At 74.3% G+C, this 17755-nt stretch carries 12 protein-coding genes; 5 read left to right on the plus strand and 7 right to left on the minus strand.

What is annotated here, in order from left to right; translation table 11 throughout:
- Positions 1-26 precede the first annotated feature (26 nt).
- The 5 genes from AB0O53_RS26385 to AB0O53_RS26405 form a co-directional block, all read right to left on the minus strand.
- A complete protein-coding gene (locus AB0O53_RS26385; RefSeq protein WP_351001538.1) occupies positions 27-764 on the minus strand; it encodes an AAC(3) family N-acetyltransferase in 738 nt (245 codons plus the stop codon).
- A 119-nt stretch (positions 765-883) separates the two neighbouring features.
- Positions 884-3136, minus strand: a complete 2253-nt coding sequence (fxsBH, locus tag AB0O53_RS26390; RefSeq protein ID WP_365198708.1) for a radical SAM/SPASM protein FxsBH, inactivated beta-hydroxylase extension form — start codon at positions 3134-3136, stop codon at positions 884-886.
- A gap of 28 nt (positions 3137-3164) precedes the next feature.
- Positions 3165-3329: an FxSxx-COOH cyclophane-containing RiPP peptide gene (gene fxsA, locus AB0O53_RS26395; RefSeq protein ID WP_351001436.1), complete on the minus strand. Its 165-nt coding sequence runs from the start codon at positions 3327-3329 to the stop codon at positions 3165-3167.
- A 351-nt stretch (positions 3330-3680) separates the two neighbouring features.
- Positions 3681-4583: an alpha/beta fold hydrolase gene (locus tag AB0O53_RS26400; protein WP_351001433.1), complete on the minus strand. Its 903-nt coding sequence runs from the start codon at positions 4581-4583 to the stop codon at positions 3681-3683.
- 238 nt (positions 4584-4821) lie between these two features.
- Positions 4822-5424 carry a TetR/AcrR family transcriptional regulator gene (locus AB0O53_RS26405; protein WP_365198713.1) on the minus strand — a complete coding sequence of 201 codons (603 nt, stop codon included), beginning with the start codon at positions 5422-5424 and terminating at the stop codon, positions 4822-4824.
- 132 nt (positions 5425-5556) lie between these two features.
- Between AB0O53_RS26405 and AB0O53_RS26410 the strand changes: the two genes are divergently transcribed.
- Both AB0O53_RS26410 and AB0O53_RS26415 read left to right on the plus strand, forming a co-directional pair.
- Positions 5557-6939, plus strand: a complete 1383-nt coding sequence (locus tag AB0O53_RS26410) for a purine-cytosine permease family protein (RefSeq protein WP_351001427.1) — start codon at positions 5557-5559, stop codon at positions 6937-6939.
- A gap of 59 nt (positions 6940-6998) precedes the next feature.
- Positions 6999-8663, plus strand: a complete 1665-nt coding sequence (locus AB0O53_RS26415; protein ID WP_365198716.1) for an amidohydrolase — start codon at positions 6999-7001, stop codon at positions 8661-8663.
- Positions 8664-9114: 451 nt separating this feature from the next.
- Here AB0O53_RS26415 and AB0O53_RS26420 read toward each other — a convergent pair whose 3' ends face one another.
- The gene (locus tag AB0O53_RS26420; protein WP_365198719.1) at positions 9115-10299 is read right to left on the minus strand and encodes an AAA family ATPase; all 1185 of its coding nucleotides are present in this window, start codon (positions 10297-10299) and stop codon (positions 9115-9117) included.
- A gap of 640 nt (positions 10300-10939) precedes the next feature.
- Entirely contained in the window at positions 10940-11962 is a 1023-nt protein-coding gene (locus tag AB0O53_RS26425) for a DUF3533 domain-containing protein (protein ID WP_350998434.1), read from the minus strand.
- Between the two features lie 205 nt (positions 11963-12167).
- Here AB0O53_RS26425 and AB0O53_RS26430 point away from each other — a divergent pair, with 205 nt between their 5' ends.
- From AB0O53_RS26430 to AB0O53_RS26440, 3 genes are all read left to right on the plus strand, one after another.
- A complete protein-coding gene (locus tag AB0O53_RS26430) occupies positions 12168-15683 on the plus strand; it encodes a DNA polymerase III subunit alpha (protein ID WP_365198722.1) in 3516 nt (1171 codons plus the stop codon).
- Positions 15680-16684 (plus strand): DNA polymerase Y family protein, encoded by a 1005-nt coding sequence (locus AB0O53_RS26435; RefSeq protein WP_403137691.1) that lies wholly within the window; start codon positions 15680-15682, stop codon positions 16682-16684. The genes AB0O53_RS26430 and AB0O53_RS26435 overlap by 4 nt, the downstream gene beginning before the upstream one ends.
- A 172-nt stretch (positions 16685-16856) precedes the next feature.
- Entirely contained in the window at positions 16857-17717 is an 861-nt protein-coding gene (locus AB0O53_RS26440; RefSeq protein WP_350998428.1) for an esterase/lipase family protein, read from the plus strand.
- Positions 17718-17755: the final 38 nt, after the last annotated feature.

The raw sequence follows: 17755 nt of genomic DNA on the forward strand, positions 1-17755 counted from the left end.
GCCACATCCCCTCATCGTTCAGTCAATCAGCATCGGTTTTCGGTCATCCACTCAAGGGCGTGGTCGACGGCTTCCGGGACGGAGAAGAGCATGGTCGACGCCCCTGCGACCCGCCCCCTGCGCACCCGCGAATCCGGGAACGCCCTGCCGATCTCCGCGAAATCGCCGTCGTCCAGCGCGACGTCCTCGTACGCGGTCCACTCCCCCTCCTGGCGGGAGCGCTGCCGCCCCTCCGGAAGGTTCACCTTCACCACACACTCGTACATGCGCAAGGGGGGCTTCGGAATTCGATACTCCGCGAGATGGAAAGCGGTGCAGACGGAAAACCCCACATTGATCATCAGTACCTGTCCGCCCTCCCAGCACAGCTTTCCCAGGGGTGACTCCTCACCCAGGTGACATTCGAGCCGGTGCCCGCCGCAGAGCCGCTCCGCGTCCGCACCGAGCGCGGCGAACGAGGTCTGCGGGTGGGAGCTGCGCGCGGCCCCCGGCGCGGTGCGCACGGCCTCCGCGAGGGAGCCCATGCCCTGACTGGGGGTGCTCGCCGGGTCGAAGGCCGGCATCCGGTCGCGGAAGGCCCGCACCTCGGCCTCGTCCATGCCGGCGATCCGCTCCAGGTGGGCGCTGGAGGTCCTGGAGTTCTCCGGGGTGAACGCGGGCACCACCAGGGTCCCGCGCGGCCCCAGGACGCCCGTCAGGGCGTCGCGCAGCTGCTCCGCGCGCAGCCCCGTCCCGCGCAGGGAGGCGTGCACCAGGAGCCGCATCCCCGGCCGCACGCCGAGCAGCCTCAGCTGCACCGCGAGCCGGAGGGCCCCCGAGGCCCGGGGGCCGCGGCCCGGGCCGGCCGGTGAAGGGGCCGGGGCGGGGGAGTGGGAGTGGGCGCTCACGCGTCGACCGCCTTCAGCTCGTAGCGCAGCTCCGCCACCAGCCGCTTGCCGGTCACCGTCAGCTCGGCCGCGGTCGAGAGCCGGTCCAGGGCCTCGTGGATGCGGTCCGAGCCGCCCGGCTCGGGGCCCGCCGTCGCCCGCCGGTACGCCTCCACCGCCACCCGCTCGTGCACGTCGGCCAGCAGCCGCGACACCGGCACCGGGCGCGACCGCCACGGCGACGGGTGCTGCCACTCCCCGTCCAGCGCGTACAGGTCGGTCACCTCGGTCAGGGCCCGCAGCCGGGTCCGCCGCCGCCCGGTCAGCAGCGCGAGCGCGGTCTCCCGCACGCCCGCCGCGTACGGCACCCCGAGCGCCCCCGGCCCGTGCCGGCCGGCCTCGCCCCAGCCGCCGGCCCGCGGGCCGCCCGCGAGCGGGGTCAGCGTGGTCAGCCCGGTCGCCGCCGCCCGGGCGAACCCGGGCACCGCCTTGTGCAGCAGCGCCCAGGCCCGGTCGAGCCGGCCCCGCCACTCCTCGGTCTCGCCGGAGCCGAGCCGCAGCCGGGGCGGGCGCGGGAAGCAGTTGCGGTACGGGTCGAGGTCCTCCAGGGCCACCGGCGCCGCGTCCGGGCCGGGCGACCAGGTGCGTACGGGCTGCCAGCGGGCGTCGCCCGCGGCCGGTCCGAAGCGGTGCTCGGAGCGGCCGTCCCGTGCGACGTAGCCGTCGTCGGTGACGTGCAGGGAGGCCCGGCCCTGCGTACCGGGCTCCCCGAGCCGCAGCAGTCCGAGCGTCGGCAGGTACACCTCGCCGTCCCGGTAGGCGACCTCGGCCGGCAGGTCCAGCCCGCCGCGCAGCACGGCCGCGGCGGCCAGCGCGGTGAGCCTGCGGGCCGCCTCCGCGCCGTCGGGCAGGCCGTCGCGCGCGGCGTCCAGGGCCGCCAGCACCCAGGTCCGGGTGAAGGGGTGGTCCAGTACGGCGTCCAGCGCGTCGGCGCCGGCCGGCCCGGCCCGCTCCACGGCGGCCACCAGCTCCCAGGCGTGCGCCCAGTCGGGGTCGCCGGTGAGGTCCGCGTTCAGCCGGGCCAGCAGGATCCGGGTCAGCTCCTCCTGGGAGCGGGCCAGTTCGGCCGGGTCGGACAGCTGCGGAGCCGTCTCCCGGGGTGCCGTGCGGCCCTCGACCCCGTCCACCAGTTCGCGCAGGTCGGTGCAGTACACGGAGGGGTTGTCGAAGCCGTTGCGGTCGCGGTAGCGGTGGGTGTAGAGCCCGCCCCCGCACGAGCGTACGACGGGGCAGCGGCGGCACGGGTCGCTGACACCCGCCAGGCCCAGTTGCCGGGCGCGGACGCCGGGATGGGCGGCGACCCGGTCGAAGGAGTGGTCGAAGACGTTGAACCCGGTGGCCGCCGCCCCCTCGAAGGCGCTCTTGAGGGAGTCCACCTGCTCCAGGGTGCCGTCGGTCTCGACGACGACGAGGTCGGTGGGCGCGAGGCCGAGCGACTCGGTGAGGCTGGGTCCGCCGCGCAGCGTCGACAGGAGGGACTCGAAGAGCCGTACGGGCACCGGGCGTCCCAGCCGCTCCCAGTGGTCGAAGATCCGCAGGAGCCAGCGGGCGTAGGCGTCCGGGGCGCCGTCCGGCCGGACGGGCGGTGTCTCCCAGGTGGCGTGCGGCAGGAGGAAGTCCACGCGCGGGGGCTCGAGTTCGACGAGGGCGTCGAGCACGGCGACGGGGTCGTTGGCCACGTCCACGGTGCAGAGCAGGCCCTGGTAGAGGTGGCGGTAGGGCGCCGAACGCAGCAGCGCGACGGCCGCGAGGACCAGCGGATGGCTCGTACGGCCGTCCGCGAAGCGGCGGTGGCGGTCGTTGGCGGCGCGGTCCCCGTCGAGGGAGATGCCGACCCGGACGCCGAACTCGGCGAAGAGGTCGAGGTAACGGGTGCTGAGCTGGAGCCCGTTGGTGTGGATCCGCAGGTCGAGGGCGGCGATCCCGGAGAGCGCCCGGCCGAACTCCTCGCAGACGAGTCGGAGCCGGGCCGTGCCCGCCAACAGGGGTTCCCCTCCGTGGAGAATCACCGTGACGGAGGGGAGTGCATGGTCACGGGCATGTTCGGCGAGCCTGGACGCGGTCCGTGAAATAACCTCGGGGGAGATCACTTTCGGCCGGGCCCGCCAGCTCTGATCTGCGTGTTCGTAGACATAGCAATGATCACAAGCAAGATCGCATCTGCTGTGAACTTTCAGGACGATCTCGCGAAATGCGATCAGGCCGGTCATTCCGCCAGTCTAGAGCTCTCGCTCCGCCTCAGAGTGCGGAGTTGAAGATCGGCGCCTGAACCGGACGGCCGGATTCAGCCGGGAGCACGCGACCGAGCGTCGCAGCCGCGGACGCGGTCTCGACGTCGATCTTGCCGAGCGGGACCCGGTGGGCCTTGACCGTGCTGGTCGGGGGGGTTGCGGAAGTGTTCACGACACCGTCCTCGGGGAAGCCATATGGAATGGGCATGTGAATGACAGCAGCGACGCGCTGCCGTCAAGCGTGGACTTTACTCGGCCACACCCCATTGGCAACCGAGACATGACGCCTGGTCAACCGTTCTATAGCGAGTGCGGCGTATTTCCCGAGGTGGCTTATTCGGCCGTTCGCCGGACGGCAAGATCCAATTCGCCCGGGCCCGCCCGGGCGGGGTGCCCGCCGGGCCGGGACCCCACCGAGGGCGGTCCGGCCGGACGGGACGGCAGCCGCCCCGCAGGCCGCCCCGCGCCCCGCCGCCGATGCCCTCCGGTGATCGCCGGGAGGGCTCCGGGGTTCGAACGGCCGCTACGCGGGCTGCTGTTCGGTCACGTCCGGGGTGGGGAGCTCGCGCAGCAGCCAGTTCAGTACGTCGGGCAGCGCGCGCAGGGCCGCGAAGTGGGCGGCGGCCGGCTCGATCGTGGTGGTGGCCCCCGGGATCCGGCGCGCCAGCCAGCGGGAGTGGCCCACGGGGGAGAACACGTCGAGCTCCCCGTGCCAGATCAGCACCGGGCAGCGGATGTCGGCCGGATCGAAGCCCCAGGGGCGGCTGAAGGCGAGGACGTCGTCGATCCATCCGTACGCCGAATGGCGCAGCCCCTCGCGGTAGTTCCGCAGCAGCATCGACCGCAGCCCGGCGTCCGAGACGATCATGCGGTCGTTGGCGGTCAGTTCCCGGCGCAGCTCGTCCAGGAGCCTGCCCGGGTCCTTGCGGATGCCGGCGGCGCGCGGGATCAGCCGGGCGGCCAGTTCCTCGGGGTCGGTGGAGGCGGTGGTGTACTCCCTGACGTTGGAGGCGGCCATCCCGGCGAACCAGTCCAGGTCCTCCGCGTCCCGGGGCGCCAGTCCGACCATCGCCGCGGTACGGGTGACCCGGTCCGGCAGCAGGGCGGCGCAGGCCAGGGCTCCCGCGGCGCCGCCGGAGCGGCCGGCCACCGCGAACCGGTCCAGGCCGAGGGAGTCGGCCACGGCGGCCACGTCGTGGGCCACGTCGGCGACGGTGCGGCCCGGGTGGCGGTCGGAGCCGCCGTAGCCGGGTCTGTCGTAGGCGATGAGCTGCATCCGGCGCTGGTAGAGGACCATGCCCCGGGGGGCCGGGCCCAGGCGGCTGCCGGGCATGCCGTGGAGCAGGAAGACGGGCTTGCCGTCCGGATCGCCCCAGCGCTCCACGGTCAGGGCGCGCCCGTCCGCTGTGCGCACCTGATGGCGCACGCGCTCCCTCCCTCACGATCGGTGTGGGTCGTCACGGCGATTGTGCTCGCTGGGGGAGGAGTGCGGTAGGGCGCACTTCGGGGGCAATTCCCGTGCGGGTGCCCGCGAGCGCGCGCCGCCGCCCCGTGGGGTTCGGGAGGCGTGAGTGCCGTGGCCGCGGGGGCTGTCGGTGAGTGCGGGGAGTGCGGTGACCGCGGGGGCGGCGTTCGAGTGCCGTGGCCGCGGGGGCTGGGGCGGCTCAGAGGTGTTCGACGAGCAGGGCCGTCGCCGAGCGCGCCCGCTCCAGCGCCCGCACCCGGTCCGCGTCCCGCTGGCCCAGCACCACCCGGGTGCTCAGCCCGTCCAGCAGCGCGAGCAGCTCCGAGGCCCGGCCCGCCGTGTCCGTCGGGGCGAACCGGCCCTGCTCGACGCCCTTCTCCAGCAGCGCCCGCAGGTCCTCGTACCAGCCCGCGTCGATCTCCTCCTGGGCCGTGCGCAGGTCCTCGTTGGACGGCGTACGGGCCCACAGCTCGATCCACAGGGTCCAGCGCGGGTCGCGCGGGCCGCGCGGCAGGTACAGCTCCAGGAAGAGCTCCAGCTTGCGGGCGGCCGTGACCCGGCGGCGCAGCAGGGCCGCGCGCTCGACCGCGAGCTGCTCCTCGCTCCAGCGCAGCGCCTCCAGCAGCAGCCGGTCCTTGCTGCCGAAGTAGTACAGGATGTGGCCGCCGCTGGTGCCGAGCCGGTCGGCGAGCTTGGACATGGTCAGCGCCGCGAGCCCGTCCTCGGCGATCGCCGCCATGGCCTCTTCCAGCATCCGCTCCTGGGCCACCTGCCCGTCGCGCCGCCGTGCCGTTCCTGCCACCGCTGCCGCCTCCCGATCTTCGTGGGCCGACCTTATCCCGGACAGGGTCTTGACGGGGGTCCGGTCCACCCCTCATCTTGAATGCCATTCAAGAACTTAGAACGCCATTCAAGATCAAGGGTGCGTGCAGCGATGAGTGACGAGATCTTCAGAGTCGAGACGCGCGGCATCGATCCGATCCCGGACGGCGAGCGGCACGGCAGGGCGCGCGACCTCTTCTGGCTCTGGTTCGGCTCCAACCTGACGTTCACCTACGTGATCAACGGAGCCCTGGCCGTCGCCTTCGGCCTCACCTTCTGGCAGGCCACCGCCGTGGTCGTGGTCAGCGGACTGGCCTTCTTCGCGATCAGCGCCGCCGGACTGTCCGGCATCCGCACCGGCACCGCCACCCTGGTCATCTCCCGCGCCGCCTTCGGCGTCCGCGGCAACCTGCCCGCCGGAGTCCTCAACTGGCTCGTCGGCATCGGCTACACCATCCTCAACACCGTCGTCGGCACCCTGGCCCTGGAGGTCTTCCTCGAAGAGCTGGGCCTCCTGCACGGCACCCCCGCCCGCGCCGCCGCCCTCTTCGTCACCCTCGCGCTGACCTTCGTCGTCGCCATGTGGGGACACGCCACCGTCCAGTTCGCCGAACGCTGGATGGCCTACGTCCTGGCCGCGGGCTTCGCCGCCCTGCTCGCCTTCCTGCTGCCCGGCGCCGACACCGCCGCCCCCGCGACCGGCGTGCCCGGCGCGTCCGGCTGGAGCCTGGCCTTCGTGATCATGCTGGCCGCCCCCTTCTCGTACCTGCCGATGCCCGCCGACTACACCCGCTACCTGCCCCGCACCACCTCGCTGAAGTCGATCACCTGGTACGGAGCCCTCGGCGGCTTCCTCTCCTCCGTCGCCCTCGGCATCGCGGGCGTCGCCGCGGCCACCCGCACCGACATGACCGACGCCGTCGCCGGCACCGAGAGCCTGCTGCCCGGCTGGTTCCAGCCCGTCTTCCTGGCCCTGGTCCTCGGCGGCTCCGTCACCAACTCGATCATCACCCTCTACTCCTCCAGCCTGAACCTCCAGGTCCTCGGCATCCCGTGGAGCCGCTCCCGGGCCATCGTCGTCAGCGCCGCCATCACCGGCCTCGGCTCCCTCGCCGCCCTCTTCCTCACCGACTTCACGAGCGCGCTGACCTCCTTCCTCTCCCTCCTGATCATCGTGTTCGCGCCCTGGGGCGGCGTCTTCCTCGCCGACATGCTGCTGCGCCGCTGCCGCTACGACGGCCACGCCCTGCACACCACCGGCCCCGACGGCGCCTACTGGTACCGCTCCGGCTACCACCCGGCCGGCCTGGCCGCGCTCCTCGCCGGCATCACCTTCGCCGCCCTGACCTGCGACTCCGAGCTGTGGACCGGCCCACTCGTGGCACCGCTGGGCGGCGCCGACCTCACCCTGCTCGGCGCGGTCGTCTCCGGCCTCGTCTACACGGCGCTGTACCGCAGGACCCCCGCACCCGCCGCCGTCCCGACCGCCGCCTGACGCCCGTCCGTCCAGCCGCCGCCCGACCCCTCCCACCACCGCAACAGGAGCACCACCCCATGAACCACCCCGCCGACCCGGCGCCCGCCGACCTGCTGCTCACCGGCGCCCGCATCCACACCGTGGACCCGGACCTGCCCGAGGCCGAGGCCCTCGCCGTGCGCGACGGCCGCATCGTCTGGATCGGCCCCGACCACGAGGCCGCCGCCTGGGCCGGACCGGACACCGAACGCATCGACGCCGCCGGCCGCCTCGTCCTCCCCGGCTTCATCGACGCGCACAACCACGTCCGCCTCGGCTCCGACGACGCCTGCGTCCAGCTCGCCGGCGTGACGAGCCTGGACGGCATCCACGAGCGGATCCTCGCCTGGCGGGAGGCCAACCCCGACGCCGAATGGATCGAGGCCGAGGCCTTCGGCTACTCCGCGATCCCCGACGGGCGGATGCCGTGCGCCGCCGACCTCGACCCCGTCACCGGGGACACCCCGGCGATCGTGCTCTCGTACGACGTCCACACGGCCTGGCTCAACACGGCCGCCATGCGCCGGCTCGGCGTCACCCGGGACCGCACGGACCTCCCCTTCGGCACGGCCGCCGTGGACCCCGCCACCGGCGAACCCACCGGATTCGTCAAGGACTTCGCCGTCAAGGGCCTCTCCCGTGAAGGCCACCGGGCGCTGCGCCACCTCGGCGTCCCGTGGGCCTCCCCGGACCGGCAGTACGGCCGGCTCGCCAAGAGCCTCGACGACGCCATCGGCTACGGCATCACCACCGTGGTGGAACCGCAGAACTCCCTCGACGACCTCGCCCTGTACGAGCGGGCCCGGGCGGAGGGCCGGCTGCGCTCCCGGATCGTCGCCGCCCTCTTCCACCCGCGCGGCACCACGCCGCAGGACCTCGACGACTTCGAGGCGGCCGCCCGCTCCTACGCCGGGGACCGGCTGCGCGTCGGCCCCCTCAAGCTCTACATCGACGACGTCGTGGAACCGCGCACGGCCGCGCTGCTGGAGCCGTACACCGGATGCGGCGCGCACCGCGGCGAGACCTTCTACCCGGCCGAGGAGTTCGCGGAGCTGCTGGCCGGCCTGGACGCGCGGGGCTTCCAGTGCTTCGTGCACGCCACCGGCGACCGGGGCATCCGCACCGTCCTGGACGCCGTCGAGCACGCGCGGACGGTGAACGGCCCGCGCGACGCCCGCCACCAGGTGGTCCACGTGGAGTGCCTGGATCCGGCGGACGTACCGCGCTTCGAGGAACTCGGCGTGGTCGCCTGCATGCAGCCGAGGCACTGCGCGCCGGAGATCGCCGGCCCCGGCAAGGACTGGGCGGAGAACGTCGGCGAGGACCGCTGGCACAAGGCCTGGCCGATGCGCAGCCTGCACGAGGCGGGAGCGGTACTGGCGTTCTCCAGCGACTGGAACGTGGCCGAGATGGACCCGATGATCGGCATCTACACGGCCGTGACGCGCCGCCCGCTGTCCGGCGACGGCCCGGCCTGGCAGCCGGCCGAGACGGTGGACGTCGCCACGGCGGTGCACGGCTACACGATGGGCTCCGCCCACGCCAACTTCCTGGAGCGGGAGCGCGGTTCGCTCACCGTGGGCAAGGCGGCGGACTTCGTGGTCCTGTCCCGCGACATCCTCGCCGTCCCCGTGGAGCGGATCCCGGGCACGGTGGCCGAAACGGTGGTGGTGGCGGGCGAGATCGTCCACCGGGCGTCATGACCGCCGTCGCTTCCCGTGCCTGAGGTGACCCCGCCGGCCGGCTCCCGCCGGGGTGGCCGGGTTTCCGCGGGGCGGGGTCGGGCGGTTCGGCTCCTGCAGGGTTGCGGGGTTTTCGCGGGGCGGGATGTCATGGGTGGGGCGGTGCCCCGCCGGAGTGTCTCCTCGGCTCGGCGCCTGCGGGCACGTCTCGGTCAGGCGGCCCGGGTCGCGCGCTCGTCCTGCGGGGACACTCCGCCGTGTCCCCACCCCACGCCGGTGCTTCGGCGCCCGCGGAACCGGGCTCGCGCTGTTGGAGTGGGGACGGTGAGGGGTGTCCCCGCAGGACGAGCGCGCGACCACCCTGCACAGCCGAGAAGTGGCCGCACGCGCCGAGCCGAGGAGACACCCCTCGGCGGCACCGCGACCCACCCGCACCGAGCCCGTATCCCGTCCAGCTCCCCGGAGCGGAGGGTCAGCGCTTGGGCCAGTACCAGAGGGGCTCGTCGAGGGGGCCCTCGCGGCCGGCCACCTCGGTCCGGCCGAAATCCTTGACCAGCTCGACCGTGCTCAGGTCCACCCGGTGCCGGCGGGTGCCGGCCGCCAGGGCCTCGGCCAAGGGCTCCGCATGGGTGACGACCACCGTCTGGGTGTCCCGGGCGGCGGTCAGGATCAGGTCCGCGAGCGGAGCCAGCAGGTCCGGGTGGAGGCTGGTCTCCGGCTCGTTGAGGACCATCAGCGCCGGCGGGCGCGGGGTCAGCAGGGCCGCGGTCCAGAGCAGGTAGCGCAGGGTCCCGTCGGACAGCTCGGCCGCGCCCAGCGGGCGCAGCAGGCCGTGCTGGTGCAGCTCCAGCGCGAAGCGGCCGTCGCGGTCGGTGACGGAGATCCGGCTGCCGGGGAAGGCCGCGGACACCGCCTCGTCCAGCGCCGCCGCGTCCCCGGTCTCGCGGATCGTCTGGAGCGCGGCGGGCAGGTCGGAGCCGTCGGCGCCGAGCACCGGCGTACGGGTGCCGATCCGCGGGGTGCGGGCCGGGGCGCCGGCGTCGGTGCGGACGTGGTCGTAGAACCGCCAGGACCGCATCAGCTCGCGCAGGGCGAGGAGGTCGGGGGCCAGCTGGGGGTCGGCGAGCTCGCTGAGCATGGAGTCGTAGGGGCGCAGGGCGTTCTGCGTACGGTGCCAGCCGCCGTCCGCAGTGCGGGTCCGTACGGCGGGCCCCGATCGGTCGGACAGGACCGCCGCCGGGCGCAGGACCGGCCCCGACCAGGTGCACTCGCGCTTGATCTCGGGGTCGAGGGAGAAGAGGGAGTTCGCGACCGGCACCGGGTGCCCGAAGTCCACCGCGTAGCCGAACTCGTCGCCCGCGAAGCCGAGGCGGAGGCTGACCGGTTCGGTGCGGACCGTTCCCTGGAGGGGCTGGTGCCCCTCGCGCACCGCGCGCCCCAGCTTCTCCGGGCCCGCCCACAGGGTGGAGGGGAGCCCGCCTTCCCGCGCCAGGGCGGCGATCGCACCGCCGCGGGCGGAGTCGGCGAGGAGGCGCAGGGAGCGGTAGAGGCTGGACTTGCCCGTGCCGTTGGCTCCCGTGACGACGGTGAGCCGGCCGAGGGGGACGACCAGGCGGCGGAGGGAGCGGTAGTTCTCGACGGCGAGGGTGGTGATCACACCCCGATCATGCCGTGCCCCTGCGGGGTTGCTCGGCGGAAGGCTCCGGTTCCCACCGGGGTGGGCGGGTCTGCTTCGGCGCGGCCGGTGTTCCCGGGGCTCCGCCCCGGACCCCGCGCCTCAATCGCCGGCGAGGCTGAATGGGGCCGGGTTTCCGCGGGGCGGGATGGCGCTGGTGGCGCGGTGCCCCGCCGGAGTATCTCCTCGGCTCGGCGCGTGCCGTTGGGCTCCCGCCGGGGTGGCGGGGTTTTCGCGGGGCGGGATGCGAGGGGTGGGGCGGCGCCCCGGCGGAGTGTCTCCTCGGCTCGGCGCGTGCGGGTACCTCGCGGCCAGGCGACCGTGGTTGCGCGCTCGTCCTGCGGGGACACTCCGCCGTGTCCCCACCCCACGCCGGTGCTTCGGCGCCCGCGGAACCGGGCTCGCGCTGTTGGAGTGGGGACGGTGAGGGGTGTCCCCGCAGGACGAGCGCGCGACCACCCTGCACAGCCGAGAAGTGGCCGCACGCGCCGAGCCGAGGAGACACCCCTCGGCGGCACCGCGACCCGGCCGCCACCGAGCCCGGATCCCGCCCGGCCTCCCGCGAGGGAATCGGCACCGCGACCCACCCGCCACCGAGCCCGGACCCCCGGCGAGGCAGGGGTCAGGTCGGTGACGGGCGGTCGTGGCGGAAGGTCGCGCAGGCCAGGGTGATTGCCGCGCCGGCCAGGGCCCAGGCGGAGAGCACCAGCATCGGCCCGCCGGCGCCGTTGCCGTTGAAGTACGTGATGGAGCGCGCGGCGTACGTACCGGCGCCCGGCGGCAGGGCCGGCCCGATGGCGTTCCAGAACGGCGGCAGCAGCGGGTACGGGTAGGCGCCGCCCGCGCTCGGGTTGCCGAGCACCACGACCACCAGGATCGCGAGGCCGATGCCGATCACCCCCGCCAGCCCCTGGAAGGCGAGGGTGATCGCGCCGACCGCGAAGACGACCAGGGTGCCCAGCCCCCACAGGCCCCAGATGCTGCCGGGCAGCGCGTCCAGGACCGGGCCGGCGATGACCGCGCCGAGCAGTCCGGCGGCGATCGCGTACACGAGCAGCGCGCCGAGCCGGATGACGGCGCGGTGCGGGTTGGCGGGCCGTGCGCCGGCGCTGATCGCGAGGATCGCGGCGCACAGGTAGCCGCCCACGCACCAGCCGATGACGAGGTAGAAGGAGCTCAGGCCGCGGCTGTCGCCCTTGGCCGCCGGGGCCACGTCGGTGACCCGTACGGTCCGTCCCTGGGCCCGTTCGGCGGCGCCCACGACCTCCTCCAGGGCCTGGGACAGCGAGGCTCCGGCGCCCGAGGCGACCAGCAGCCGGTCGGTCCGGCCGGCCGGGTCGATGATCAGGGCGCCGTCGGCCTCCCGGTCCCGTACCTGGGCGAGTGCCGCGGCCTCGCCCCCGACGACGTGCGGGTCGAGCGGGTCTCCGGGCAGGGCGCCGAGCTGCTGCGCGGACCGCTCGGCCACCTGCGCGGCCGGCGCGGTCACGGCGATCGGGATCTCGCTGGGCTTCGGATGGTGGAAGGCCCCGATGTACGAGGTGATGAAGGCGAGCTGGAGCACCAGCACCCCCAGGACGAGCAGTGCCGCCCGGGTGGTCACGGCGTCCTTGATCTCGGCGAGGAAACCTTGGGACGGGGTCATGTCTCACACGCTCGGCGTGCGGGGGGCGGGTCGCAGCAGGGGCGGGCCGAACGGATGACCCGCACCCCACCGGATGATCGAACAAGTGTTTCGCACGGGTATTCGAATTGCTCTATGGTGGAGAGCGGGGGTGGTGTTCTACGAGCGAAGCAGGAGGCCGCGGGTGCCTGGTTTTACGCATCTGCACACCGTTTCGGGGTTCTCCATGCGCTACGGAGGCTCCCACCCGGAACGGCTGGCGGAGCGTGCCGCCGAGCGGGGCATGGACGCCCTCGCCCTGACCGACCGCGACACCCTGGCGGGCGCGGTCCGGTTCGCGAAGGCGTGTGCCGGCGCGGGCATCCGGCCGCTGTTCGGCGCGGACATGGCGGTGTCTCCCGCGGGGTCTCCCGCGACGGGATCGGCCGGGCCGGGGGGCCCGACCGCGTCCGCCGCGGGCGGCGGTCCGGGCTCGTACCGGCGGCGCACCCCCGTCAAGGGAGGCGCCTTCCTGGACGAGTCCGCCGCCCGGGCCGTCTTCCTGGCCCGGGACGGAGCCACCGGCTGGGCCGAGCTGTGCCGGATGGTCACCGCCGCCCACGCCGCGGCCGCCGAGGTCCCGCTCGTCCCCTGGGACGCCCTGCGCGGAGAGGGCGTCTTCGTCCTCCTCGGGCCCGGCTCCGAGGTGGGGCGGGCGCTCGCCGCGGGCCGACCCGACCGGGCCGCCCGGCTGCTCGCGCCCTGGCGGGAGGTCTACGGCGACTCCCTGCGCCTGGAGGCCGTCCACCACGGCCGCACCGGCACCGGCCCCGGCTCGCTGCGCCTGGCCGCCCGTACCGTCGGCTTCGCCGTCGAGCAGGGCGTCCCGGCCGTGCTGACGAACGCCGTCCGCTACGCCGACCCCGGCCAGGGACCGGTCGCCGACATCCTCGACGCGGCCCGCCGCCTGGTCCCCATCGACCGCCGCGGCCCCCTCGACACCGGCGAGCGCTGGCTCAAGGGCCCCACCGCCATGGCCGAGGCCGCCGACCTGGTCGCCCGGGCGGCCGGTCTCGGCCCCGCCGACGCCAGACGCCTGCTCGCGCAGACCCGGCACACCGCCGAGGCCTGCTCCGTGGACCCCGAGGACGACCTCGGCATCGGCTCCGTGCACTTCCCCGAGGCGCGGCTCGTCGGCGCGGCCCACCGCAGCGCCCAGCGGGTCCTCGCCTCCAGGGCCTCCGCCGGCATGGTGCTGCGCGGCTACGCGGGCGACCCCGCCTACTGGGAGCGGATGCACCACGAGCTCGACATCATCGCCCACCACGGCTTCGCCTCGTACTTCCTGACGGTCGCCCAGGTGGTGGACGACGTACGGGAGATGGGCATCCGGGTGGCGGCCCGCGGCTCCGGCGCCGGCTCCCTCGTCAACCACCTGCTCGGGATCGCGCACGCCGACCCCGTCGAGCACGGCCTGCTGATGGAGCGCTTCCTGTCCAAGCGTCGGCGGGTCCTGCCCGACATCGACATCGACGTGGAGTCCGCCCGCAGGCTGGAGGTCTACCGGCGGATCATCGACCGGTTCGGCGCCGAGCGCGTCGCCACCGTCTCCATGCCCGAGACCTACCGCGTCCGCCACGCCGTCCGCGACGTCGGCGCCGCCCTGTCCATGGACCCGGCCGTCGTCGACCGGCTCGCCAAGGCCTTCCCGCACATCCGGGCCCGCGACGCCCGCGCCGCGCTGGAGGAACTGCCCGAACTGCGGGACGTGCGCGGGGAGTCGTACGGGCGGCTGTGGGAGCTCGTCGAAGCGCTGGACGCGCTGCCGCGCGGGACCGCCATGCACCCGTGCGGGGTGCTGCTCTCCGACGCCTCGCTGCTCGCCCGTACGCCGGTGGTCCCCACCAGCGGAGAGGGCTTCCCCATGTCCCAGTTCGACAAGGACGACGTGGAGGAGCTCGGACTGCTCAAGCTGGACGTGCTGGGCGTGCGGATGCAGTCCGCGATGGCGCACGCGGTCGCGGAGATCCGGCGCGGCACGGGGGAGGAGCTCGACCTGGACGACCCGGCGCAGGTGCCGCCGGGCGACCGGGCCGCGTACGAGCTGATCCGCTCGGCCGAGACGCTGGGCTGCTTCCAGATCGAATCGCCGGGCCAGCGGGACCTGGTGGGACGGCTCCAGCCGGCCACCTTCCACGACCTGGTCGTCGACATCTCCCTCTTCCGCCCGGGACCGGTGGCCGCCGACATGGTGCGGCCCTTCATCGAGGCCCGGCACGGGCGGGCGCCGGTGCGCTTCCCGCACCCGGACCTGGCCGACGCGCTGCGCGAGACGTACGGGGTGGTCGTCTTCCACGAGCAGATCATCGAGATCGTGGACGTCATGACCGGCTGCGGGCGGGACGAGGCGGACCGCGTGCGGCGCGGGCTGTCCGACCCGCCCTCGCAGGCGCGGATCAAGGTCTGGTTCGCGGCCAGGGCCGCCGAACGCGGCTATCCGGTGGAGGTGATCGCCCGTACCTGGGAGATCGTGGAGGCCTTCGGGTCGTACGGCTTCTGCAAGGCGCACGCGGTGGCCTTCGCCGTGCCCACCTACCAGTCGGCCTGGCTGAAGGCGCACCACCCGGCCGCCTTCTACGCCGGGCTGCTGACCCACGATCCGGGGATGTACCCCAAGCGGCTGCTGCTGGCGGACGCGCGGCGGCGGGGCGTGCCGGTGCTGCCGCTGGACGTGAACCGGTCGGCGGTCGCCCACCGCATCGAACTGGTGTCCGATACGGGTGGTGTGTGGGGGCTGCGGCTCGGGCTCGCCGACGTCCACGGCATCAGCGGGGCCGAAGCGGCCCGGATCGAGTCCGGACAGCCCTACGCCTCCCTGCGCGACTTCTGGGACCGGGCGCACCCGGGGCGCCCGGTCGCCGAACGGCTCGCCCAGGTGGGAGCCTTGGACTCGTTCGGCGCCAACCGGCGCGACCTGCTGCTGCACCTGACCGAACTGCACGGCGCGCAGCGGGCGGCGGGCGTACGCGGAGCCCAACTCCCGCTGGAGGGGGGCCGGTCCACGGCGTCCGTCGGGCTGCCCGACCTGACCGACGCGGAACGGCTCAGCGCCGAGCTGGGCGTCCTCGGCATGGACGCCTCGCGGCACCTGATGGGCGACCACCACGCCTTCCTGGCCGAACTGGGAGTGATCCCGGCACGCCGGCTGTGCGGCACCGAGCACGGGCAGACCGTGCTCGTCGCGGGAGCCAAGGCGGCCACCCAGACCCCGCCGATCCGGTCCGGGAAGCGGGTCATCTTCACGACGCTGGACGACGGCACCGGCCTGGTCGACCTGGCCTTCTTCGACGACAGCCACGAGCGGTGCGCGCACACCGTCTTCCACTCCTTCCTGCTGCTGGTGCGCGGTGTCGTGCAGCGCAGGGGCCCGCAGAGCCTGAGCGTGGTCGGGGCGGCCGCGTGGAACCTGGCGGAGCTGGTGGAACTGCGGGCGGCGGGCGGCCTGGACGCGGTCGCGGCCCGCCTCGCCGAACCGGCCGGCGGCCCCTCCGGCGACGACTCCGGCGACGGCTCCGGTGACGGCGACGGCTCCGGCGGCTCCGGCGCCGCGTCCGGCGGGGAGCCGGCCGCGAAGGGGCCCGGGCGCACGATCCGCATGTCCACGGGGTACGAGATGAACCCCTGGGCCGACCTCCAGCCGCCGGGCACCGGCCCCGCCACCGGCCGCAAGCTGTGGCACTCCAGCCCGGGGAGCGCGGGATGAGCGCCACCGGGAAGGCCGTGATGTGCCTGCGCCTGCACCCCGCCGGCGGAGGACCGCTCGGGGCGCGGGAGTACGCCGGGGTGCTCGCGCTGCTCGGCGGGATCACCCCTGCCGTGCAGGCCCTGCCGCCGGACGCCGCCCTCGCCGACGTCCGGGGCGCGCTGCGCCACTTCGGCTGCGACGCCCGCCGGCTGGCCGCCGTGATCCGGGTCCGGGCCCTCGCCCTGTACGGGGTGGACGCCGCCGTCGGCGTGGCCGGCAACCCCATGCTGGCCCGGGCGGCGGCCCGCGAGGCCCGGCCCGGCGGGACCCTGGTACTCCCCGAAGACCCCGCCGCCGTACGGGACTTCCTGGCGGACAAGCCCGTCACCGCACTCGACGGGGTCGGCGCCAAGGCCGCCCGCACCCTGTGCTCCTACGGCCTCGATTCCGTCGGCCGGGTCGCCGCCGCCCCGCCCGCCGCCCTGCGGCGGATCCTCGGCGCCCGGCTCGGCCGCGAGGTGCACGAGCGCGCCCTCGGGATCGACCGGACCCCCGTCCGGCCGGGCGCGGCCGCCCGCGCCGTCGCCGCCGAGCGGCTCTTCGACCGGGACGAGCTGGATCCCGTACGGCACCGGCGGGCGCTGCTCTCGCTGACGGAGGAGCTCGGTGCGGAGCTTCGTACACAAGAGGGCGGGCGGGTGTGCCGCGTCCTGACCCTCACCGTCCGCTGCGCCGACCGCACCACGCTCACCCGGACCCGCACCCTGGCCGAACCCACCGCGCACTCGGCGGTCCTGACCGCCACGGCCTACGCCCTCTACGGCGGCCTGGGCCTGCAGCGGGCCCGGGTCCGCGCGCTGTCCCTGCGGGCCGAGGAGCTGATCCCGGCCGAACGGGCCGTGCGGCAGCTCAGTTTCGACCCCGAGGACGAGAAGGCCCGCCGCCTGGAGGCCGTCACGGACCGGGTCCGTTCGCGCTTCGGTCCGCACGCCATCGCCCGCGGCACGCTGGCCGCCTGACGGACGGTCGGACGCACGGCCCGTCGGACGACACGCGAGTTTTTACCGACGCGTAACTTCCCTGTGTTGCTACTCACCCGTAATTTAGCGGCAGCAGCGCCCCCTTGTGATCCGGATCACGGGACGAATCCCCACGCTCATCCCCTTGAGTCGACCGCAAGGAGATCACACGATGCTGCCCTGGAGACGCCTGCTCCGCCCGCTGGCCGTCCTCGTCCTCACCGCCGCCGCACTCGTCGCCCCCACCGGCGCGGCGCAGGCCGCAGCCGCCCCCAGCAGCGGCTGGAACAACTGGTCCTGCAAGCCGTCCGCCGCCCACCCGCGCCCCGTCGTCCTCGTCCACGGAACCTTCGGCAACTCCTGGGACAACTGGCTCGGCCTCGCCCCGTACCTGGTCCACCGCGGGTACTGCGTCTACTCGCTCGACTACGGCCAGCTGCCCGGCGTGCCCTTCTTCAACGGGCTCGGCCCCATCGACAAGTCCGCCGAACAGCTCGACGTCTTCGTCGACAAGGTGCTCGCCTCGACCGGCGCCTCCAAGACGGACATCATCGGGCACTCCCAGGGCGGCATGATGCCGCGCTACTACCTGAAGTTCCTCGGGGGCGCGGAGAAGGTGAACGCGCTGGTCGGGCTGGCCCCCGACAACCACGGCACCACCCTGCTCGGGTTCACCAAGCTCCTCCCGTACTTCCCCGGGGCCGAGGACCTGATCAGCACCGCGACCCCCGGCCTCGCCGACCAGATCGCCGGCTCCGCCTTCCTGCAGAAGCTCAACGCGGGCGGGGACACCGTGCCCGGGGTGAAGTACACCGTGATCGCCACCAAGTACGACGAGGTGGTGACGCCGTACCGGAGCGGCTTCCTGGAGGGGCCGAACGTACGCAACGTCGTGCTCCAGGACCTGTGCTTCCTGGACCTCTCGGAGCACGTGGCCATCGGGCTCACCGACCGGATCGCCTGGCACGAGGCGGTCAACGCCCTCGACCCGGCCAACGCCGAACGGACCACCTGCGCCTCGGTGTTCGACTGACACCGGGCGCGGGCGGTCCGCTCGGGAGAACCGCTCCG

The sequence above is a fragment of the Streptomyces erythrochromogenes genome (assembly GCF_040684695.1).
GTDB classification, from domain to species: Bacteria; Actinomycetota; Actinomycetes; order Streptomycetales; family Streptomycetaceae; genus Streptomyces; species Streptomyces erythrochromogenes_C.

Bases quoted from the DNA above. Each gene is read 5' to 3' on its own strand.
- AB0O53_RS26435 (WP_403137691.1), top strand. From the start codon at position 15,680: ATGAGCGCCACCGGGAAGGCCGTGATGTGCCTGCGCCTGCACCCCGCC.
- AB0O53_RS26440 (WP_350998428.1), top strand. From the start codon at position 16,857: ATGCTGCCCTGGAGACGCCTGCTCCGCCCGCTGGCCGTCCTCGTCCTC.
- AB0O53_RS26385 (WP_351001538.1), bottom strand. From the start codon at position 764: ATGCGGCTCCTGGTGCACGCCTCCCTGCGCGGGACGGGGCTGCGCGCG.
- fxsBH (WP_365198708.1), bottom strand. From the start codon at position 3,136: ATGACCGGCCTGATCGCATTTCGCGAGATCGTCCTGAAAGTTCACAGC.
- AB0O53_RS26425 (WP_350998434.1), bottom strand. From the start codon at position 11,962: ATGACCCCGTCCCAAGGTTTCCTCGCCGAGATCAAGGACGCCGTGACC.
- AB0O53_RS26430 (WP_365198722.1), top strand. From the start codon at position 12,168: ATGCGCTACGGAGGCTCCCACCCGGAACGGCTGGCGGAGCGTGCCGCC.
- AB0O53_RS26415 (WP_365198716.1), top strand. From the start codon at position 6,999: ATGAACCACCCCGCCGACCCGGCGCCCGCCGACCTGCTGCTCACCGGC.
- AB0O53_RS26410 (WP_351001427.1), top strand. From the start codon at position 5,557: ATGAGTGACGAGATCTTCAGAGTCGAGACGCGCGGCATCGATCCGATC.